Source organism: Pseudonocardia sp. WMMC193 (assembly GCF_021728735.1).
Taxonomy (GTDB): Bacteria; Actinomycetota; Actinomycetes; order Mycobacteriales; family Pseudonocardiaceae; genus Pseudonocardia; species Pseudonocardia oroxyli.
On sequence record NZ_JAKKDO010000001.1, the window covers coordinates 99,782 to 121,689 of the forward strand.

Genomic DNA, 21,908 nt, shown 5'->3' on the forward strand with positions numbered 1-21,908 from the left:
CCCCCGACGGCAGGTGCTCAAGATCACCGGAAGATCCACTGTAGCTTTCCGCGTATTCGGAAGTTCGGGGGATCCTGAGATGGGCCGAACGGTGGCACATGCAGCGGGTGAACAGGGGGAGGCACTGCCGGCGTGGTCCGAGGCGCTGCAGCACTGCGTCCAGGTCCTGACCGAGAAGGACCTCCTCACATCGGGACCCTTCGACCTCGACACGTTCATCGCCCGACTCGAGCGCCACGAGGGGCGCCGCATCCACATGACGCCCATCCAGCAACCTGCGGGCGCACGGAGCAGCATCTGTGGGCTCTCGGTCCTGCGGCCGGACAAGTACGCCGTCTACTACATCGACTCGCACTCCTCGCTTCACCAGAGCCACAACAAACTGCACGAGCTCGCCCACCAGATCCTCGGCCACAACCGGCCCGGCAACGCCGGCGGGACGGACGCGCAGGAGCAGGAGGCGGACGCCATGGCGGCCGTGCTCCTGGGCTCCTGGCGGGAGCCTCCGCCGCCGCGGTGGGCGACGACCTCGGACGTCCAGCTCAACGCCGACCGAACCATCGACGTGCTGCTCAAACGCGGGGCTCGCCCCGTCGTTCTCCCGCTCCTTGCATCGATCGTCCTCGCGGGACTCTGCTCGCTCCCCGCGATGGCAGACCTGATCGGCCGAAGCACGCACGGGCTCCCGTACGCCGCGACGTTGCTGCCGTTCCTGTTCGCCGGCCTCGCCGGCACCTTGCTGTTCGCACTCGCGAGGCGTGCCGCCCCGATGTCATGGATCGTGGGAGTGCCCCCTACCGCTGCAGGACTGCTGATCGCTCTGTGCCAGATCGTGATCGGCGAGGCGCCGTCCGTCGAGGAGCCCCGCCCAGAGACTCTGGCGCAGACCGAGGTGGCAGCCCTCGTCGTGGTCACGACGGTTGCGGTCGGCCTCAGCGCTGCGATGCTGGCCGCGAACACGATGCCGTTCCTCGGCTACATCAGGCGCCGAACGGATCGCCTCGCTGCGATCCTCATCGCCTTCGGCCTCTTGACCGCAGGCGTCGGTGGACTCCTTCAGGCAGCCCTCCTTTTGGGCGGTGGGCTGACGGACTCGACACAGAGGGCGAACCTCACCGCGGTGTCGCTCATCATCGTCAGCGGTCCGGTCATCGCCGCGACGGGCGTCGCAGCGAGGGCAGCGGTCGATGTCTCGCGCCCGCTGCGGCGGCTGGCCAGGTCCTACGTGAGCTACCGGCGGCTACGCCCACTGGCAGCGTTCCTCGGGGAGGCCGCACCTCAGTGGCGGCAAGGAGTCGAACAGAACCGCTGGCAGGACGCGCGGCGACTCCGGCCGGCACAGCTCCAAGCGCGCCTCTACCAGCGTGTGATCATGCTCAGAGACGCCTCCTGGACCCTGCTCGGCGTGATCGACGATCACGTAGTCGATCACGCCGTCGACTTCGCGACCCGGTGCCACAGCCGGCCCGGCAGGAAGCACCAGGTGGAAGCAACGGCAGAGGCATGCTGGCTCGCCTGCGCGTTCGAGCGAGCAGCGCGGCCAGGGGCAGCCACCGAGCAGCTCGTCATCGTCGAAGACGCCCGCGACACGACCCTCGGCGACCTCGCCGAAGAAGCGAAGTTCCTGGAGTCAGTGGCGAGAGCACTGCGACGTCGCAGGCTGATCCGCAGCTTCCTCGACGAGCACGCCGCTCGTCCGCCCGAACCCGAGAAGGCCCCGGCATGACCCGACCCGTCTGCATCTCACAGCGACTCACACCTTCAGAGGAGCGCTTCACGGTGACCAGCCCAGCGATCATTGATCTCGACTCGCATTCTGGAGCGAGCAGTGGCCGTGCCGCCGCGCGGTGCACACCTCGGGAGATGCGGCCACACCCCAACAGACCCGGCCGACCCCACTCCGCGAGCCCACGGACCGCCAGCGACCTGAAGAGAGCAGCATGAGCGACCGCGCCCCCGAGGAGCACAAGCCCGGCATCGACCTCGCGGTCCCCGCCGCCCTGTTCGATGACCCGGCCCTGGAACGCGGCTGGCGGGCCCGGATCCGGTCGGCGCGTATGACCCTGCCCGCGTCAGCGCTCGATGACCCGAGCCGCAGCGTCTATGCCAGCAACGGCAGCGGGACCTACGAGGTCTACGTGTGGGACCGCAGCCGCGCAGAGCACCGCCAGGTGACCGACCGGCCCAAAGGCACCGTCGAGGCTGCGATCAGCGCCGACGGCGAGCACGTGTGGTGGTTCGCAGACACCGACGGCGACGAGTTCGGTCACTGGATGCGGGAGTCCTTCAGCGCTGGCGAGGGCGCCGCGGAGCCCGCGCTCGCAGGGATCCCCGACGGGTATCCCTCCGGCATCTGCGTCGGTCTGACGACCGCGGTGGTCGGCATCATCAACGACGACGACGGCTTCGGCATCTGGGCTGGCAAGCCGGGCGAGGACGCTCGACGGATCTACGCGCACGAGGACGGCATGCTCGACTGCCTGTCCCGTGACGAGACCCTCGTCGCCTTCCGGCACGCCGAGCACGGCGACTCCCGCAATCCCGGAATCCGGGTGCTGAGCCCGGACGGAACCTCTGTCGCCGAGCAGCGCGATGAGGGCAAGCCGCTGAACCCACTCGGCTGGGCACCCACCGCGGGCGACCAGCGACTGCTCGTGCAGCACGAGCGCAACGGCAGGCCTGAGCTTCTCCTCTGGGACGTCGGCACGGGAACCCAGACACCGCTGGAGATCGAACTCCCTGGTGAGCTCAGCGGAAGCTGGTATCCGGACGGTCGGGCGCTGCTGATCGTCCAGAACCACGCCGGTCGAGGGCAGCTGCACCGGTACGAGCTCGCCTCGGGCGACCTCGAGAAGCTGCCGACAACACCCGGGTGCATCTCCGCAGCCCAGGCCCGTCCCGACGGCAGCGTGGAGTACGGCTGGTCCTCCGCCGCCCACCCTTCCGCCATCCGACGTTGCGACGGCCAGGACGACGAGCGCCTGCTCGACGCCGGCGACGCGGTCGGCCCGTCGTCCGTGCCGGTCGAGGATGTCTGGATCGACGGCCCGGGCGGGAGGATCCACACCTTCATCTCGCGGCCCGAGAACCTCGCCGACGGCCCACAGCCGACCGTCTTCTATCTCCACGGTGGCCCGCACATGGCCGACGAGGACAGGTACGACGCGATGCGCGCGGCCTGGATCGACGCGGGATTCGTCGTCGTGAACCTCAACTACCGCGGGTCTAGCGGCTACGGCCAGGCTTGGCGGGACGCCATCATCGGCAGGCCTGGGCTCACTGAACTCGAGGACCTCGCCGCGGTGCAGGACTGGTGTGACGCGCAGGGGATCTCAGACCGGCCGCGTTCACTCGTCGTCGGCTTCTCCTGGGGCGGCTACCTCTCGCTGCTCGCCGTCGGGACACAGCCTGAGCGCTGGGCCGCCGGTATCGCCGGTGTTCCGATCGCCGACTACGTCACGGCCTACGAGGACGAGGCCCCGCCGTTCAAGGCCATGGACCGCGCGCTGTTCGGGGGGTCCCCGGAGGACCTACCGCAGCGCTACGCGGACTCGTCTCCGATCACCTACAGCCAGCAGGTCGAGGCTCCCGTCCTCGTCCTCGCGGGTGCTAACGACCCGCGGTGCCCGATCAGACAGATCGACAACTACCTGCGGGTGCTCGAGGCGAGGGGCCAGCGGCCCCACGTCTGCAGGGACGACGCCGGGCACGGCCCGACCGTCAACGAGACCGTCGAGAAGTTCACCGCGGCGGGCATCGCGTTCGCGCAGTCGCACGTGCTCTCCGGGGGCTGAGCTCACCAGGTCCAGTTGCGCATCGCGGGTCTCCTGCTCGGGGTGGTCGGGGTGTGGCTGGGCGTGGGGGGTGGTCACCAGGTCCAGTTGCGCATCGCGGATCTCCTGTTCGGGTTTGTCAGGAAATGACAGGAGCGGGGATTACCAGGTCCAGTTGCGCACGATGGCCTCCAAACTCAGATCGTCCGCCGGAGAGCAGCGGGGGATTCGGGCGATGGATGTCGATTACCTACGGCCAGGTCCAGTTGCGCATCGTTTACTCCCTTCGTTGCTGAGCGATCGCCATCGTGTCGGCGGCTGCCGCCGCGACCCGGGCTGTCGCAGCATCTGCCCTAGTCAGCGGGTGTGTAGGCGCGTCTCCGGCGGCTCGTTGCTGGATGCTGCACATAGCTTCACGCCTCGACCCCGTCCTGGCACATAGACCAACTCGGGAAGAATCTTGGGCCGAACGGCCTAACGTCGAGCGCCAGATGAACGGTCACGTTCTGCAATGAGTTACTCGTGACAAATGGAGTGACACGCACGAACGGGTGACTCGGGCGCGTTGATTCGGTCGGTTTCTGCGATGCGTTCGTCGAGCATTCAGCCTCCCCGATCGCGGACGGGGCGCCAGCGCATCGGCCCCGTGTCGCTCGGTAAACGACAGGGATTCACCCAAGGAGACGGCCGATGACCTCGAACGTGTGACGTTCCTGTGGCACAGCGTTTCGAACCTGTGCCGCTACCGTTGGCGTGCGGAAGCTGCCGAAGGCTTCACGGGAAGCTGGAGGGTGAAGGGGTGGCAGCCGCTGCCAGGCGAGACCGAACGGGCTCCCCGTCCGCCTGGGCGCTCTGGAGGATGCCCCCCCGGGCGCTCGCCCTCATCGTCACCGCGGAGCTCGTCGCGGTCCTCGGCCTGATCGCCAACGCGATGGTCGGCCCGCCGCCGACATGGGCGGACGGGCTCACCGCCCTCATGCTCGTCGTCGGAGGGATCGTCCATACGGAGATCGCGCGCTGGGGCGAGCGCACCCGCCGCAAAGTCACGCCGGTCAGGCACATCGACCTCACCTCGGTGTGGACGTTCTCCAGCGCCCTCATCTTGCCCACAGCGATCGCCTGCGGTGTCGTCCTGGCCACCTACGCCTATGTCCATGCTCGCGTGCTGCGGCCAAGCCGCACCCCGATCTACCGCCAGCTCTACAGCACCTCGACCGTGCTGCTCTCCGTCCAGGCGGTCGGGCTCTTGCTTCGGCTGACGAGCCCGCCGAGCCTTGTTGCGGGCTGGGGGCTGATGCTCCTGCCCGCCAGCGCGGTGCTCTACACGCTGGTGAACTCCTCGCTCATCGTCGCCGTGATCGTGCTCGCGACGCCGGAGGCGACAGTGCGGGCGGTCGTCGGGCGGGGCAGCGAAGTGGCTGTCGAGCTGGCGACTCTCGTCGTCGGGACCTTCTTCGCGGTCGTGGTGACGCTGTTCGGCCTGCTGGGGCTCGTTGTGGCGCTACCCGCCACACTGCTCCTGCAGTGGGCCATCCTGGACTGGCAGCTCGCCGCCCAGGCAGGCATCGACGAACGCGTCGGCCTGCACAACGCCGCTGCCTGGTACAAGCAGGCCAAGCACCTGCTGTCGCGAACCAACCAGCACACCGGCGTGTCCGCTGCCCTGGTCGTCGAGCTGGACCAGGGCACTGAGATCGAGAAGACCTACGGGCGCGAGCTCAACACGGACGCGCTCAGGGTGGTCGCCGAGGCGATCCTCGATGTCACAACCAGGCGCGACGCAGTCGGCTGGTTCGGAGAGTCGATGTTCGCTCTCGTCGTGCCCGACACGGACGGCCGTTCGTTGGCGATGCGGATCCAGAGCGCCGTCGCCCGCCGACCAGTACTTCTGCACACGCCCGACGGGCCTCTTACTGTGGCGCTCACCGTGACCATCGGCGTCGCCGAGGCCCCCCGAAACGGACGAACGGCCACCGCAGTCCTCGAGGCGGCCGAGGTCGCTCTGGACCGAGCACGGAAGAAGGGGAGGGGCAGCCAGCACTTCACCGACGAGGCCATCTGACCAGCAACGAGGCACATCGGGGGACGCCTTGGCACGACGACAGACGACAGAGGGCCGACGGCTCACGGCGGTGTTCAGAGTCCGCGAGTTCACCGGGTTGTGGTCTGCCGAGCTCGTGTCGATCGTCGGTGATCAGCTCGCCCGCATCGCGTTCTCCGTCATCGTCTACGAGCGCACCGGTTCCGCGGCGTGGTCAGCACTCGTCTACGCACTCACCTTCTTCCCGGCTCTTCTCGGGGGAGTCCTGCTGGGCTGGGTCGCCGATCGCTACCCCCGGCGGCGGGTGATGATCGCCAGCGACCTCCTGCGCGTCCTTCTGATCGTCCCGATGGCCATCCCGGGGATTCCCCTTGTCGCGCTCGGCGCCCTGATCGTCGTCACCGTCCTGCTCGCCACCCCGCACACCTCCGCGCAGGGCGCCCTGCTGCCCGAGGTCCTGCCGGGAGACCTCCTCGAGCGCGGGTTCGCCGTCCGGCAGATCACCAATCAGACCGCCCAGATCGTCGGCTTCGTCGGGGGCGGAGCGCTCCTTGCCCTCATCGATGCGCGCGTCGCGCTGTTGGTCAACGCCCTGACCTTCGCGGTGTCCGCGGGACTCCTCTGGGCACTGGTCAGGCCCCGGCCCGCGCCTGTGAGCGAGCAGGAGGATGCGGGGGAGGGCTGGACCACGAAGATCCGTGAAGGCCTGCACGTCGTGTTCGGTGATCGTGCACTTCGGACGCTAGTCATTGTCATCTGGCTGGGCGCTTGCTACATCGCTCCCGAAGGGCTCGCAGTCCCCATCGCCAGCATGTACGACGCCGGGCCGCTCGCGCTCGGGCTGCTCATGGCCTCAATCCCTGCAGGCAGCGTTCTCGGAGCCTTCGCCTCCACCCGCTGGATCTCTCCTGAGCGCCGGGAGCGTGCCATCGTCCCCTGTGCTGTCGTCGCAGGAATCCCTCTGATCTTCACCGCCCTCGCCCCGAACATCTGGGTTGCGATCCCGCTGTGGGTGGTGACCGGAGGGTTCTTCGCCGCGAGTCTGGTGCAGGCCCAGGCGAGCTTCGTACGCGCTGCTCCTGCCGCGGTTCGCGGCCGCGCGACCGGGCTCGCGGCATCAGGACTGGTCGCTGCACAGGGCGTCGGGGTTCTCGTCGGCGGCCTGGTCGCCGAGGAGCTCTCGCCCACGGTCGCCGTGTCCGTCGTCGGGGCAGGAACCGTCCTCGGGCTGCTCGTGGTCGCGATGAGCCGCGGGGGCCGCGCACTTCGTCGCGAGGCGACCGAGGACGACTCCCGATGAGGCAGGTCAGGGACTATCGCGGGCGCCGATCATTCGCGTGCTTGCTTCACCACCTCCTCGCGGATGAGCCGTGTCAAGAACCTGTTGAGCTCGATCTGCTGGTCCGGGCTCATGCCCGCGTCCGGGGCGTGGGAGATGTGCGAGACCTTGGCCTGCCGCATGGCTTCCCGCAGCTCCAGCCTTGAGTCGACCAGAGCGACAACGTCGGGCTCGTCCCGGAGGAGGTACGCGACCGGGACCTGGAAGACGCCCGCCAGGGCTTCCAGAACGCGGATCGTCGGGTTGTCCTTGACCCCGCGGCGCAGCTCCGAGAGGTGGCTCTCAGACACCTCGGCGCCGGCCTCGCGGATCAGCGCGACAGCCTGCTTGACGGTGAGCTTGCGCCCGTCCTCCGCACGGACCATCTCGAACAGATGGCTGATCTTCGCGCTCAACGTCCGCTGATGCGGAGCGTTGCCGTCCAACATCTTCTGCGCCCTCCTGATCGGCTTCGCCACCCCCGGAACGACCCTGCGAGTCCTCTGCTCCTGGATGGATGCCGGCGTCATCTCTGTTTCACCGCGACGCGGCACATGACGCTGTAGTTGGAGCCGCCAGCTGTGTCCTCAGAGATGACCTCGCCGTCGGCGATGACCCGACATCTGATCTCGTCCTCGAGCCAGTGCCGTGTCGCGTTCACCTGGACGAGAGAGGTGCCGTCCTCGGTGGGGGCAGGCAGCATGACCGTCTTTCGCCATGGCAGCGAGACATCGGGATAGTCGAACACCCCCAGGTCGTCGCTGCGCTCGCGGGTGCTGACCTCGACTGCGGTGCTCGGCCCGGTCACTTCATAGGTGACCGAGTTGGCTGACGTCTCGGCGATGGGCGTGCCACCGGAGGTCATCTTCGGTGCTGTGAGTGCCGGGATGACCAGCCAAATCAACACCACGAGCACGCAGATCGCCCCGACAGTCCACCCGGCCACATTCACGAGGCGCTGGTTCACGGTGGTGATTATCAGACGGCTTGGGACATCTGATCTGGTAATCCACCCGATCCGGCATTTGGGAGGCTCCAGTTCGCCTGGGAGCTCGCCGCCGCGCGCCGTTGTAGCCCTGACGCCCGACGCAACAATCTCTGTATGCAGCAGCCAGATCATCCCCGCTCAGTCCCCGCCGTAGGCTCCCGCTGGGGCAGGCCCGCGTCGGGGCGAGCCTGGTAGAAGGGGGCGAGCACGAGTATGGGGTCGATCCACGAGGTGATCGAGGCGCTGCGGCAGGAGCCGACGAACTCCGAGCGCGGCACCAAGTTCGAGCAGCTCATGGTGCGCTACTTCCAGCTCGACCCGCTGCTCTCCCAGCAGTACGACGAGGTGTCGCGCTGGATCGACTGGCCTGGGCGCGACGGCAAGGCAGACACCGGGATCGACCTCGTCGCCCGGGCCCGAGACACGGGCGAGTACACGGCAGTGCAGTGCAAGTTCTACGAGCCGACCACAACGCTGGCCAAGAGCGACATCGACTCGTTCTTCACCGCGTCCGGGAAGAAGCCGTTCACCAACCGCATCATCATCTCCACCACCGACAAGTGGGGGAAGAACGCCGAGGACGCCCTCGAGGACCAGACCCTGCCGGTACAGCGCATCGGACTCGCCGAGATCGCCGACTCCCCCGTCGACTGGGACATCGCCTGGCCCGCGGAAGGCCTGACGATCGAGCTGTCCGAGGCCCGACGGCACGAGCCCCGCGAGCACCAGAAGCAGGCCATCGACAGGGTCTTCGCCGGCTTCGCAGCCGGCCACGACCGCGGCAAGCTGATCATGGCGTGCGGCACCGGGAAGACCTTCACCGCGCTGAAGATCGCCGAACGCGCCGCCGCCGAGAACGGCGGCTCCGCGCGGATCCTGTTCGCGGTCCCATCCATCTCACTGCTCTCGCAGACCCTGCGCGAGTGGACTGCTCAAACCCAGCTCGACCTGCGCGCCTTCGCTGTCTGCTCCGACACCAAGGTCTCCCGCGCCGCCGAGGACATCGACACCCACGACGTCGCCATCCCGGTCACCACCAGCCCGGAGCGACTCACCCAGGAGATGGCGCACCGCAAGCGGGCCAAGGGTCTCACCGTGGTGTTCACGACCTACCAGTCCCTGCCCGTCGTGTCCGGCGCGCAGAAGCAGGGCGTGGACCCGTTCGACCTGGTCATCTGCGACGAGGCCCACCGCACGACCGGGGTCACTGTGGCCGGGGCGGACGAGTCCAACTTCGTCCGCGTCCACGACGCCGACTTCCTGCGTGCCACCCGCCGGCTCTACATGACCGCCACTCCGCGGATCTTCGACGAGAACGTGAAGGCCAAGGCAGACGAGGTCTCCGCGGAGCTTGCCTCAATGGACGATGAGGCCGTCTACGGCCCGGAGTTCCACCGGCTGTCCTTCGGCGAGGCGGTCGAGCGAGGCCTGCTCACCGACTACAAGGTCCTCGTCCTCACCGTCGACGAGGAGCTGGTCGCGGCGCCCCTGCAGGCTCAGTTCGCCGGCAGCGGCGGGGAGCTGCGTCTCGACGACGCTACAAAGATCGTCGGTTGCTGGAACGGGCTCGCGAAACGGGCCGGGCGCGCCCCCGACGGCAGCGGCTTCCCGACCGGGGCTCTCCCGATGCGTCGAGCGGTTGCCTTCGCCCAGGACATCGCTTCCTCGAAGAAGGTCGCTGAGCTGTTCCCCCGTGTCGTCGACGCCTACCGTGACTTGCTCGCCGAGTCCGAGAATGACGGCAGCGAGGTCAACACGACCAACGTCGACCTCTCCTGCGAGGTCGACCACGTCGACGGCACCTTCAACGCCCTGAAACGCAACGAGAAGCTGCGCTGGCTCAAGGCGCCTGTCCCCGAGGGCGAGTGCCGGATCCTGACCAACGCACGATGCCTGTCAGAAGGCGTCGATGTCCCAGCCCTGGACGCTGTGCTCTTCCTGCACCCGCGCTCCAGCGTCGTCGATGTGGTCCAGTCCGTCGGCCGGGTCATGCGCAAGTCCAAGGACAAGGACTACGGCTACATCATCCTTCCTGTCGCAGTCCCTGCGGGCGTCTCTCCATCCCAGGCGCTCTCGGACAATCGGCGGTTCAAGGTGGTCTGGCAGGTACTCAACGCGCTGCGTGCCCATGACGACCGCTTCAACGCCATGGTCAACTCCATCGCGCTGAACGCCACCCAGCCAGGCGCTGAGAAGGGGCAAGGAAGCGACGTCATCCTCGGAGGCCACATCGGGGCCACCAGCGATGCCACCGAGACCCTCGCAAGCCAGGATTCCACCAACGCCACGCAGGCAACAGATCCCGTAGACGCTGGGGCCCAACTCGCTACACAGATGGCGCTGTTCTCGCTCTCGGAATGGCAAGAGGCGATCTTCGCTCGGATCGTCGACAAAGTCGGCAGCCGCACCTATTGGGAAGACTGGGCCCGAGACGTCGCCGACATCGCCTCCGCCCTGATCACCCGCATCAGCGCTTTGCTCGACGGCGCCGATCACAACGTCGCGACCGGCTTCGAACAGTTCCTCCAGGGCCTGAGGGATAACCTCAACGACTCCATCACCCCGGCCGACGCAATCAGCATGCTGGCCCAGCACCTCATCACCAAGCCAGTCTTTGACGCGTTGTTCGCCAGCCACGAGTTCGCGGCCCACAACCCCGTCTCGCAGGTCATGGAGTCCATGCTCGCCCGGCTCGGGGACGCAGGCCTCGGCGCGGAGACCGCCCACCTGGAAGGCTTCTACAACTCGGTTCGGATCCGCGCAGCTGAGGTCACGAGCCTGGAAGGAAAACAACAGGTCATCGCAGATCTGTACGACAGGTTCTTCACCATCGGTTTCGCCCGACAGGCCGCTGCGCTGGGAATCGTTTACACCCCCGTCGAGATCGTCGACTTCATCCTCCGCTCAGCCGAAGATGTTCTTCGTCATCATTTTGGATACGGGCTGACAGACGAAGGGGTCCACATCCTCGACGGGTTCACGGGAACCGGGACGTTTCTCACGCGCCTCATGCAATCCGGCTTCATCCAGCCAGCAGACCTGATTCGCAAGTACAGCCATGAGCTGCACGCAAACGAAATCATGTTGCTGGCCTACTATATTGCTGCCGTCAACATTGAAACTACTTTCAGTGAGGCTGTTGCCGGAGCTGCTGGCGAGAAGCGGTCATATGAGCCGTTCCCTGGCCTGGTCCTCACAGATACATTCCAGTCCTGGGAGGAAGACGACCGCACGGACCTGAACGTCTTCCCTGAGAACAACGAGCGCCTCGATCGCCTCAAGGCCCTGGATATTCAGGTCATCGTCGGTAACCCGCCGTGGTCGGTCGGTCAAGAGTCGGCAAATGACAACAATCAGAATCAGAAGTATCCTGGCCTCGATGCAGCAATTCGCGAGACCTATGCCGAACGATCCACTGCACGTAGCCAGCGCACACTCTACGACTCCTATATTCGAGCCATCAAGTGGGCCAGTCTCCGAATAAAAGAACGCGGCATCATTGCCTATGTCACCAACGGGGGGTGGCTGGAGTCCAACACCGCCGACGGTATGCGGCTTAGTCTCGCCGACGAATTCAGTGACATCTACGTCTACAACCTGAGAGGAAATCGCCGCGCCGGCGGCGCCGAGGGACGGCCGATCTGGGAGGCCTTCGCCAGAAACCGAGGAGGATCGATCGCAACTGTCGCGATCGTCGTGCTCGTCCGCGACCCCGACCGGCCAGGCCCAGCGCGCATTCACTACAAGCAAGTCGGTGATTTCACTACGTCAGCAGAGAAGGTTGAGGAACTCAAGGCCGCCTTAAGCGTCATGTCGATGGAGCCCGAGCTCATCGTTCCCAACGCGAATGGAGACTGGGCGAACCAGCGAAACGACGAGTTCGGTCGTTGGCCTGCGCTCGGTAGCAAGACTGGCGGCCTGCGCGTGTTCTCGAACTACTCCCTCGGACTGGCTACCGGTAGAGACGCTTGGTGCTACAACTTCTCCCGGACCGAGCTCACATCCAACGTGCAGCGCACCATCGACTTCTACAACAGCCAAGCCGAGGACTTCTCGACCTGGTGTGAGGAGCACGGCGTTACGGACCGGAAGGGGTCAGTCGACGAGTTCGTCCACACCGATTCCACTAAAATCAACTGGAACCGGAACGCTAGACAGGATCTGGCTCGGGGAGTACGTTATGAGTTTGATCCTGACGCAGTCATTCTGGGATCCTATCGCCCGTTCACTCCACAGGTCACGTATTTCCATCGTGACTTGAATGCTATGCTCTACCAGTTGCCTTCAATGTTCCCGACCCGGCATCATGCGAATATCGGCATCGTGCTGACGGGGCCCGCATCCCACTACGCCTTCACGCCATTCATGACCGACTTGTTGCCGAACCTGCACATGCTGGACACTGCGCAGTTCTTCCCCCGCTGGACCTTCAAGAAGGTAGAACACGATGAGGGTGCGCTCGACCTCGACCTCGACGCGCAGACTGTTGACGAATACGGCTATGTCCGCGTCGACAACATTACTGATGAGATCCAAGGCTTGTATACGCGCGAGATCGGCCTGGTCAACAAGGACGACATCTTCTACTACATTTACGGCCTGCTGCACGCTCCCAGCTATCGCCTGACCTATGGGGCAGACCTACGAAAAATCCTGCCACGAATCCCTGTTCCCTCGTCCGTCGAGCGGTTCGATACCCTCTCTCGTGCGGGTCGAGCACTTGCCGATCTCCATGTGAACTACGAGTCAGTCGATCCCTATCCTCTTGACATCCAATTGAAGCCCGGCGTCGATCCGAATGATAGAGAAACGTGGCGACTGACGAAGCTCAAGTGGAAGAAGAAGGATGACTTCTCGGCGATAACCTACAACTCCGTAGTTACTATTGCAGGTATCCCAGCGGAGGCAGAGCGTTATCATCTGGGCCCACGAAGCGCCCTCGGCTGGATCATCGATCGCTATCAGCGGCGTAAGCCCGACAAGGCTTCGGGCATCGTCAACGATCCCAACGATTGGTGCGACGAGCACAACGACCCTCGCTCCATCGTGTCGCTCATCCAGCGGGTCACCACCGTAGCGGTGGAAACGATGAAGATCGTGGACGGGCTCGACGACCAGAACGGCTAGGTCGGTCGTCGACGTAACGTCATGACTCACCTCCGCGAATTGATCAGTGTGGGTGGGCGGAAGCGTGCCGCTCCTCAGCGGCGAGCAAGGCAGGGTGCGGCACGGCCGACCTTCAACCATGCGGCTGCGTGGGCCACGCTGGACCAGCTCGAGGGCAGCATCACTACCCTCGACCCGGCAAGGGCTCGTCTCGGCCGTCGCCAGATCGCGAAGCTGAGGCACGACGTCCAGGCACTTCTCGCAGGTCTCGAGTCCCTCGACGAGTCAGAGCGGTACAGGTCTCAGTGGGTGTGGATCGAACGCCGAGTCATGCAAGCGCAGATCGATGTCGAGGCTCTCATCGGCGCCGCTCGGGTCGCGACGCCAGCTCAGCACGAGCTGATCCCTGGAGAAGAGCCAGCTCGGCTCAGAGCTAGAGCCGAGCGGGCTGAGGCGAAGGCGGCCGCCCGGCTGCGGCAGCCCGAACCGGCGCAGGCACAGCTACCAGCAGCGCGTCGTATGGGCAACAGCGTGTGGCCCGTGAGCGGAGGTCTGCCGAGCCTGGGCCGCCGATCGTGAGTACGCCTGAGCGGCCCCAACCGAAGGCCGCGGATCAGCTCAGGCCGAGCTTCCTGCTGCAGGCGGGCCAAGCGCTGTAGCCGCCGCGATCGTCGCGTAGCTTCTCGGCGATGGCGATCTGCTGCTCACGCGAGGCTTCTGCGGCGGAAGGAGCGTAGGCGTCGCCTCCGTACGCTTTCCACGTCGAAGAATCAAATTGCAGGCCACCACTTATCTGGACATCTCCTACGCCACGACGAGGAAGCTGCAGGTCAGACGACGACGGTTCATGATCTAGTTCGCGGTCATGCGAGTGGTGAAATGCGAACCGGAGCGGCCAGGAGAGCCGACGGTGGCTGTGGTCGACGACTGCGAGGTGCCGGTGGCAGAGGTGTCGGCGTTCCTGTCGTCGTTGGCGGTGCGGGAGTACTCGCCGAACACAGTCCGGGCCTACGCCTACGACCTGATGAAGCTGCTGCAGTTCCTCGACGAGCGTGGCGAGCCGGTCAGTGGGTTCTCCCCGATGCTGGCCACGGAGTTCCTGGGCTGGCTGCGGGTTCAGTCCTCGGCCGGGCGGGCGCAGCGCAGCCAGCTCGGTTTGGTCAGCGGGGACGGGCGTCGGTTGTCGGCGCGCACCTGCAACCGGGTGCTGGCTGCGGTGTCGTCGTTCTACGAGTTCCTGATCAGCTGCGGCGGCTACACGCAGGTGGAGAACCCGATCCTGCGCGAGGCCGACCAGGCCTCGTCCCGCGTGCTGGGCCGGCATCGGCCACCGCTGTTGACCAGCGCCGATCAGCGCCCGGTCCGCCGGATCTTGCGGGTCCGCACCGTCGACACGCTGCCGCGCCCGATCCCGGACGAGACCTATCTGGCGCTGCTGGGGCAGCTGGACAAGCTGCGCGACCGGGCGCTGCTTGAGCTCATGCACGAGGGCGGCCTGCGACCGGGTGAGGTGCTGGGCTTGCATCTGGAGGACATCTCCTACGGTCGGAAACGGGTCACCGTCCGCCACCGCGACGATCACCCGCAGGGCGCACGGCAGAAGTCCCGCCGAGATCGGGTGGTGGACCTGCTCGAGGACCGGGCACTCCCGGCCTTGAACCGCTACGTGCTGCTCGAACGCCCCCCGGACGCCCAGACACCGCTGCTGTTCCTGATCGGCGGCCGAGGCGCCCGCAGAGACCACGCACTGAGCTACGACGGCCTGGTCCGGCTGTTCCAGCGGGCTGCGACCCGCGCCGGAGTGCGCGAGCCCTGGCTGACCCCACACAGCCTGCGCCACACCCACGCCACCCGGATGACCGAGCTCGGGATGCGGGAGCTGACCTTGATGCGCCGCCTCGGTCACGCCCACCCGGACTCGACCAAGGTCTACGTCCGGCTCACCGACCACCAGGTCCGAGACGACTACCGGACCGCCTTGGAGCAGGGCCCGCAGCCGGAGACGGCGCGATGAGCGCGCCAGGACGTTCGCGGTCACCGCGCACCACTGACGGCTACTCGGGTCCCTCGCACGCCTCGGTCGAGGAGTACGAGCGGTTCCTGCGCGTCGGGCTGCGCGGGTCGAAGAACTGGACACCGATGCTGCTGCAGGCCAGGGCCGAGTTCGTCGAGCACTACCCGTCGATGACGCGATGGGCCCGTCGCCCGCTGGCGGAACGCGTCGGTCCCACGATCCACGCGCGCCCCGCCCCGGCGGGCACGCTGGTCGACCCGGCAGGCGCGGCGGCGAGCTTCCGAGCGCGGCCCTACCTGTTCTATCTGTCGTTGACCGGGCGGCTGCGTCTGGACTGGCCGTGGTTGTTCGGGGCCGCGAACCTGCGGATCCTCGCGATCGCCGACGGGCTGGGTCTGCCGCTGCGCGCGCAGATGGCCGCCCTGCGCGAGCAGGAGCTCGGACGAGGTGTCTCGGTTCCCAGCGTCAACAAGAGCCTGCCCTGGGCGCTGCCTCGGCTGATCCTGCACCGCGCCGACCCCGATCTCACGACGTTGTCTCTCGCCGAGATCGACGAGCTGCGCACGACCATCCGCACCGTTGCCTCGCTGCCCGAGATCGAGCAGCTCGACCTGAAGGTCCAGATGCGGTCCGGGTTCCCGATGGCCTGGCACAGCAGCGTCACCCAGACCGGGGTCGCGCTGTTCCACGCCGGGTTCATCGAAGCCCTGCCACTGCGCAAGCAACCCCGCCCGCTGGCCGCGATCAGCACCGTCTCGGCGGTCGAGGAGGCGATGCAGCGCTACCTGCGCGAGCTCGCCGTCCGACGCGCGCCCGGCACCGTCACCCAGGCCCGCTCGGGCCTGCTGCGCCTGGCGGCCTGGCACGCTGAGACCCGGCCCGAGCAGACCACCCTGGCCGGGCTCGACCGGCCCGCCCTGCTGGAGTTCCTGGCCTGGCTGCCCCACCAGCGCAAGTGGAAGCACCCCGACCAGCCGCTCTCGGCGGTCTACCGCGATCACGTCATCGGCCACGTCGCCCGGTTCTTCCGCCACGCCGCGATCAACGAGTGGCCGCACATGCCCACCAGACCCCCGCTGACCAGCTCCGACGTTCCTCGCGGGATCGAGCGCGTCCCACGGTTCATCCCGGCCGAGCAACTCGACCCGCTCATGGACGGCATCCGCGCCCTGGCTGACCCACTGCAGCGCACCGCCCTGCTGGTCGCCCGCTGGAGCGGCGCCCGCAGCGGGGAGATCCGCAAGCTCGACCTGGACTGCCTCGACACCTACCCCGACAGCACCCACCGCCTGCGCCTCGCCGCGGGCAAATCCGCCAAGGAACGGGTCGTCCCGATCCACCCCGAGGCCGCCGAGGCCGTCCGCGACCTCATCACCCGTCGCCGCGCCCAGACCGACCAGCCGCTGTTCGACCAGCGACTCGGCCGGACGGTTCGCTACCTGTTCTTGCGCAACGGGCGCCTGGCCAGCCCGGACTACCTGTTCAAAGCCGGCCTGACCGAGGTCTGCCGCGCGCTGGGCCTGGTCGACGACGACGGCAAGGCGTTGGTCCACCCGCACCGCTTCCGGCACACCATGGGCACCCAGCTCGGCGAACGCGGCGCGAAGATCCAGACCATCATGAAGGTCCTCGGGCACCGCTCCGCGGGTATGTCGATGACCTACACCAGCCTGTCCGACCCCGTCGTCCTCGCCGACTACCAGGCCGTCCTCGCCCCCGGCGCAATCCTGGCCGGGCCGCAGGCCGAGGCCATCCGCAACGGCGACCTCACCACAGAGGCCGTCAACTGGCTGTCGACGAACTTCTTCAAGACCGAGCTCGAGCTCGGCCGCTGCCTGCGCCTGCCCCAGGAAGGGCCATGCGAGTGCGACCTCTACCTGACCTGCTCGAAGTTCGTCACCACCCCCGACTACACCCCGAGACTCCGCATCCGGCTCGACACCGAACAGCAGCTCGTCTGCGACGCAGAAGCACGTGGATGGGATCGTGAGGCCGAACGGCACCGACGAACAGCAAGTCGCGTCCAAACGCTGCTCGATGAACTCGAGGGCACCCGCCCTGCTCAGGCTGAGTGACATCGGCCCGGGGGAGCGGGTCATCTCGACCACCAGCTTGCAAGGGCGCTCAAGCTGGCCCACCAGCTGCTCGGGAGAGCCGCCGGCTCCCCTGGGCCGCAGTGATCTGCATCACTGCCGACCTCAGCTGTTCGGATAACGCCGCTGTATCCGTTTCCGCTATTGATGGCCCAGTTCCCATTACTCTCGCACTTCGCCAATTGTTCCCAGACCGCTCCGTCGGTTGTCGCAGTCGGAGCCTGGTCCGGGGCCGTCTCGTCATTGCCACTGGGCGTCGCCTGAGGGACGCCGTCGCTCTCCCGCTCGCTGCTGTCCTGGGGGGAGGCGTCGGCGGATGGAGAGCTCTCGGGATCCGTCTCAGAGGACGTGGGCTCGGCCTCCCTGCCGCCGGTGGACGCGGATGAAGGGCTCGCCGCGGCGCTCTTAGCCTCGCCAGATCCGCCCCCGCCACCTTCGCCAGTTCTCAAAGACGAACTGCTGTCGCTCGAGGGGTCGTTCTGCGGCTTGGAGACACCCCCGCCGGGGCTCGAACTGGTGGCGGATCCTGTCGAGCCGCTGCTCCCGGAGCCCCCGTCACGGTCTGCTGCGCCTCCGGGCTCGGAACCGGCGAACCCGGCTGAACCGAGGGCTTGGGATAGCTGCTGTGCGACCGGATCGTCGGGTGCGGCCGCGAGCTCATTGGCCAGCTGGCCGATCTCGACGTCGAGATCGCCACTCGCCCCTCCGGGGACCGCCGAGCTAGCAGGGCCTGTGGAACGGCCTGGCGAGAGCGACCTCGGAGCGGACGACGTTCCCGAGCTGGCCGCGCCCGCTCCGCTCGTAGTCGACGCCGGGTCAGAGTCGGCGCTGCTCGGCTCGGCGCTCTCATCGAGCCCGCTCCCGCGCAGCCGCTGAGCGAGTGCCTGCGCGTCGGGGTCGTCCACCCGAGCGCTCAGCTCGTCGGTCAACGCTTGCAGATCCTTGCTCCACGCTTCGTCCGAGGCCGAGGTACTCCTGCCCCCGGACGCGGAGTCATCGCCTTCCTCCTGACTCGCAGTCCCGTCCGTCGCTTCACCCGATGCCGAGGAGGCGGAGGGCGACGTCCCGACAGAGGAACCGGCCTCGGTTGTCTCGGACGATGGCCCGCCAGTTGGGGCTCTGTCGTCCGGGAGGTCTGCTGACGTGCCGCCGTTCGACGAACCATCGCGGTCCTCAGACTGCGAGGCCTCGTCATCCTCTAGCGACCCCCGAGCGCCCTGTACTGGTCCCTGGCCGCATACCTGGACGGGCCCATCTCCACTCTGAGACGCCGCGGCTTCAGTTGCGCCCGCGAGGACGGCGCTCATCGCGCTCATGGGTGTGGCCCCTGCCTGAGTGCCCGAGACGGGCGCCGTAGCCGCCATGGCGGGCAGCGAGGCGTTCGAAACTGCAGCGTGGGACGGGGAGTCTCGCTCGACTACGGCTTGTGCGTCCGACGGGCCGCGAAGGTCAGCGGGGGTTGGAGAGAACCCAGCGCTCGCGAGGACGACCGCTGCTTCTTGCGCGACTGGAGACTGCTGCGCCAGCAGCGAGTCGGCGACGTCGTGGGCCTGCTGACGCCAACCCGATGCGACGGCAGGCGTGACTCCCATGCCGCGGAGTTGCTCGGCGAGCGCAGCAGCCCGAGGGTCGTCCGAAGAGATCAGGGTGGTCAGCAGCGCCCGCGTCTGCGCAACGAGCTCTTGCGCCTGCGCGAGCACCTGAGGATCGAGTGACCCGTCAGGGCCTGTCGGGTCGGCGGTCTGAACGCCGGACCCGCTCTTCGTGGACTGGGTGCAGGTCGCACCGTCGGTGAGCGTGGGTTCGGCCCAGGCAGCGCCAGCTGCGGGCCCGGCTGTCAGCGCAGCGGCGATGAGCAGGACCGTGCCTGCTCTCCGGGGGGTTGACATGGAGTCATCTCCTGACGACGTGAGTCCGAGGGAAGGCGAGGGGCGCGGCTGTCAGCCGTCCGAGCCGGAGCGATCACCGGACTGGTCGCCTTCGCCACCGTCCTGACCGTCGTCAGCGTTGCCGCCGGAGCGGCCACCACCGGTGTCCTGCCCTGCCCTGGATCCGTTCTGGCTGCTACCAGCACCCCCGACGCCGACGCCGACGCCGACGTCGATGCCTGTGCCGCCTGTGTCGTCGAGGGAGTACTGGCGGACCCAGTCGACATGCATCTGGGTCTCCTGTTGCGGGTTGCCGAAGTTGTCGAGCTGGATGGTCAGGTGCTGAGGTCCGGGCGGGAGGATCGAGGTGTCGGTGGTGCTCCACCACTCCTCGCCATCGACGAAGTAAGTCGCGCCCTGCGGGGTCCACTCCACGGCAAAGGCGTGCCACTGGGTGGCGTCGATGTCGACCGACGCGTGCTCTTGCTGGTTGTCCGCGCCGTAGTGGAAGAAGCCTTCGACGGTCTGGCGGGTCGGGTCTGAGATCTCCATGAAGTCGGTCTCGCCGCCCTCGGGCCAGTTCTCCGCATCCGGCCAGAGCAGGAACAGCGAGTGCAGGTCGGGGTCGCCGGGTGGGGACTGCGCGCAGCCCTCCCAACGTCCGTACATCTGGCCGGGGTTCCAGGCCATGCCGCCGCTCTGACCGTCCGGGGTCCCGGTGATGGTCAAGATCCCGTCAGCGGTGGTGATCGCGGCGGGCGAGCGGGTCCCGTTGCCAGCGTGTCCGGCGCCGTCGTAGATGCCCCAGCCGTCGACGCCGCCCTCGAAGTCGTCCTCCCGGTTCGGTGTTCCCCAACCCAGGGCGTCGGCAGCTGTGGTCGGGCAGTTTCCGTTCGCACCGGCGCCGGTCGCGCCTGTCCCCCCGCCCGCCCCGGCCCCACCAGAACCCGGCCGGGGCGAGCCACCGCCTGAACCCACCGACGAGCCCGAAGACCCTGTTCCCTGCCGACCCGAGCTCCCGTCGCCGGATCCACCGCCGCCGGCTCCGGCAGCTGTGCCATCGGTGCAGGAAGAGGGAAGGAAGTCCGCGGCACCCACACCGGCGTCCTCAAGGATGTTGCGTAGCTCGACCGCGCGAGCCGTCGCCTCGAGACGGACCTCTTGGTAGAGGACCCTCGCGGTCAACCTCCAGCTGCATGAGGCGTCGTCGATCGGGGCGGCCGCGGGAAGCAGAGTGCTCCCCACGGCCAGCGCAGACGCGACCGCCATCAGACCCACGCCCATTCCGTCAGCCGAGCTCTCGGCCGTGAGTCAGGTCGTTGATGTCCTTGAACTGACTCGCGACCAGGCCGGCGAGATGAAGGGCGGCGTCTCGCGTACGCGGGCGGAGCTCGTCGAGGTGGATCTGCTGGCCCTTCGCCAGGTGCGGGTCGGGTGGGATCTCGACGACGTCGCGGCAGCGACTCTTGAAGTGCTGTCGCAGAGCGCCGAGGTTGATGTCCCGAGACACGCGGTCGCACGAGAGGACCACGATCGCGCGCTCGACCAGATCCCGATGCCCGTTGCGCTCCAGCCAGTCCAAGGTCCGGCTGGCCAGGCTGGCGCCGTCCGCAGTGGGCGCACCCGTGACGATGATGCTGTGGGTCTCTGCGAGGGCACCCTGCATGGCCGAGTGGACTAGCCCGGTCCCGGTGTCGGTGATGATGACCTCGCAGAAGCGGCGCAGCACGCCGATCACCCGGTGGTACTCCGCGGCGGTGAACGCCTCGCTCAGCAGCGGATCCTGCTCCGACGCCAGCACCTGCAGCCTGCCCGCTCGCTCGGTCACACGAGCCAGATCAGTCGAGTACTCGATCCGGTCAGCGTTGGCCAACAGGTCTCGGACATTGCGGATCGGCTGGACCCCGAGCAGCCGCTCGGCGAGGGTGCCTGCATCAGGGTTGGCATCGAGGGCGATCACGTGGTCACCGCGGTACTCGGCGAGCGCGAGACCGAGCAGTGCAGCCGTGGTCGTCTTGCCGATCCCGCCCTTCATCGAGGTCACGGTCACTACATGGCGCCCGGGAAGCAGCGTCCGGATCTGACTGACCCGCTCGAGGTACTGCTCCTCGGCCCTGGAGGGGCCGGGGTTCCATCGCCCGGCCGTCAACGCGTAGACCGCGGCTCGCCAGCCCGTTGCGGGGCGAGCGCTACGGCGGGTCACGATCGAGTCGAACGAGAGGCTCGTTGCGGGCGTCTCGACGTGGCTGTGGTCGGCCTGTAGGGCCGGGCTCTGCGGCGGCGAGGCCTGGTCGCGGTCGCGGTCGAGGTCGCGGTCGCGGTCGTGCAGGGGCTCCTCGTGCGGCCGACCCGCAGGCGGACGCCAGGGCTCGGCGGTAGGCGGAGCCTGCTCCTGCTGCTTCGGCTCGGTCATCGTTGCTGGCTCCTCGGCGCGACGGGGGCCCGGGCTGGGGACGTGTCCTGCGGTCTGCGGGGCGATCTCCTTCATCCAGGGCATGTCTCGGGGGTCCAGGCTCGGCCAGTCCAGCGATGTCGAGAGATCCGTGTCGTCGAACGTGGCGCTGTCGGTGCGCTTCGCGGGCGGCGAGGCAACGTCAGTCGCGGCGGGGGAAGGACGCCGAGGCGGGCTCGACGCTGGGGGTGCGCTGCTCGGCTGGTCGTCCCACCCGCGCTGAAGCGGGCGGGGTGTCGGCTTGTCCTGCGGCTC

At 67.4% G+C, this 21,908-nt stretch carries 12 protein-coding genes and 1 pseudogene; 7 read left to right on the forward strand and 6 right to left on the reverse strand.

Annotated elements, in window-relative coordinates:
* Window positions 1-79: 79 nt before the first annotated feature.
* From L3X23_RS00470 to L3X23_RS00485, 4 genes are all read left to right on the forward strand, one after another.
* Entirely contained in the window at window positions 80-1,726 is a 1,647-nt protein-coding gene (locus tag L3X23_RS00470) for a DUF6545 domain-containing protein (protein WP_237190046.1), read from the forward strand.
* Window positions 1,727-1,940: 214 nt separating this feature from the next.
* Entirely contained in the window at window positions 1,941-3,794 is a 1,854-nt protein-coding gene (locus tag L3X23_RS00475) for a prolyl oligopeptidase family serine peptidase (protein ID WP_237190047.1), read from the forward strand.
* Window positions 3,795-4,488: 694 nt separating this feature from the next.
* On the forward strand, window positions 4,489-5,835 hold the full coding sequence (locus L3X23_RS35925) for a GGDEF domain-containing protein (RefSeq protein WP_237190048.1): 1,347 nt from the start codon (window positions 4,489-4,491) through the stop codon (window positions 5,833-5,835).
* A 70-nt stretch (window positions 5,836-5,905) separates the two neighbouring features.
* Window positions 5,906-7,114 (forward strand): MFS transporter, encoded by a 1,209-nt coding sequence (locus L3X23_RS00485; RefSeq protein ID WP_308116847.1) that lies wholly within the window; start codon window positions 5,906-5,908, stop codon window positions 7,112-7,114.
* Between the two features lie 29 nt (window positions 7,115-7,143).
* Here L3X23_RS00485 and L3X23_RS00490 read toward each other — a convergent pair whose 3' ends face one another.
* Together L3X23_RS00490 and L3X23_RS00495 are read right to left on the reverse strand one after the other, a co-directional pair.
* A complete protein-coding gene (locus L3X23_RS00490; RefSeq protein WP_237189968.1) occupies window positions 7,144-7,611 on the reverse strand; it encodes a helix-turn-helix domain-containing protein in 468 nt (155 codons plus the stop codon).
* A 47-nt stretch (window positions 7,612-7,658) separates the two neighbouring features.
* On the reverse strand, window positions 7,659-8,099 hold the full coding sequence (locus L3X23_RS00495; protein WP_237189969.1) for an MmpS family transport accessory protein: 441 nt from the start codon (window positions 8,097-8,099) through the stop codon (window positions 7,659-7,661).
* A gap of 252 nt (window positions 8,100-8,351) precedes the next feature.
* On the opposite strand from L3X23_RS00495, the gene L3X23_RS00500 reads away from it, so the two are divergent.
* Window positions 8,352-13,247: a DEAD/DEAH box helicase gene (locus L3X23_RS00500; protein WP_237189970.1), complete on the forward strand. Its 4,896-nt coding sequence runs from the start codon at window positions 8,352-8,354 to the stop codon at window positions 13,245-13,247.
* Between the two features lie 592 nt (window positions 13,248-13,839).
* Here the strand turns inward: L3X23_RS00500 and L3X23_RS35015 are convergent.
* Window positions 13,840-14,013 (reverse strand): annotated as a pseudogene (locus L3X23_RS35015) (transglycosylase family protein); the annotation flags it as partial.
* Window positions 14,014-14,136: 123 nt separating this feature from the next.
* Here L3X23_RS35015 and L3X23_RS00510 point away from each other — a divergent pair.
* Both L3X23_RS00510 and L3X23_RS00515 read left to right on the forward strand, forming a co-directional pair.
* Window positions 14,137-15,240 carry a tyrosine-type recombinase/integrase gene (locus L3X23_RS00510; protein WP_237189971.1) on the forward strand — a complete coding sequence of 368 codons (1,104 nt, stop codon included), beginning with the start codon at window positions 14,137-14,139 and terminating at the stop codon, window positions 15,238-15,240.
* Window positions 15,237-17,315 carry a site-specific integrase gene (locus L3X23_RS00515; protein WP_237189972.1) on the forward strand — a complete coding sequence of 693 codons (2,079 nt, stop codon included), beginning with the start codon at window positions 15,237-15,239 and terminating at the stop codon, window positions 17,313-17,315. Before L3X23_RS00510 ends, L3X23_RS00515 begins: the two co-directional genes overlap by 4 nt.
* A 20-nt stretch (window positions 17,316-17,335) precedes the next feature.
* Here L3X23_RS00515 and L3X23_RS35020 read toward each other — a convergent pair whose 3' ends face one another.
* From L3X23_RS35020 to L3X23_RS00525, 3 genes are read right to left on the reverse strand one after another with little or no spacing between them, the layout of a single operon-like run.
* On the reverse strand, window positions 17,336-19,222 hold the full coding sequence (locus L3X23_RS35020) for a transglycosylase family protein (protein ID WP_308116846.1): 1,887 nt from the start codon (window positions 19,220-19,222) through the stop codon (window positions 17,336-17,338).
* Between the two features lie 51 nt (window positions 19,223-19,273).
* Window positions 19,274-20,485 carry a glycoside hydrolase family 16 protein gene (locus L3X23_RS00520; RefSeq protein ID WP_237189973.1) on the reverse strand — a complete coding sequence of 404 codons (1,212 nt, stop codon included), beginning with the start codon at window positions 20,483-20,485 and terminating at the stop codon, window positions 19,274-19,276.
* Between the two features lie 4 nt (window positions 20,486-20,489).
* The gene (locus L3X23_RS00525) at window positions 20,490-21,614 is read right to left on the reverse strand and encodes a MinD/ParA family protein (protein ID WP_237189974.1); all 1,125 of its coding nucleotides are present in this window, start codon (window positions 21,612-21,614) and stop codon (window positions 20,490-20,492) included.
* Window positions 21,615-21,908: the final 294 nt, after the last annotated feature.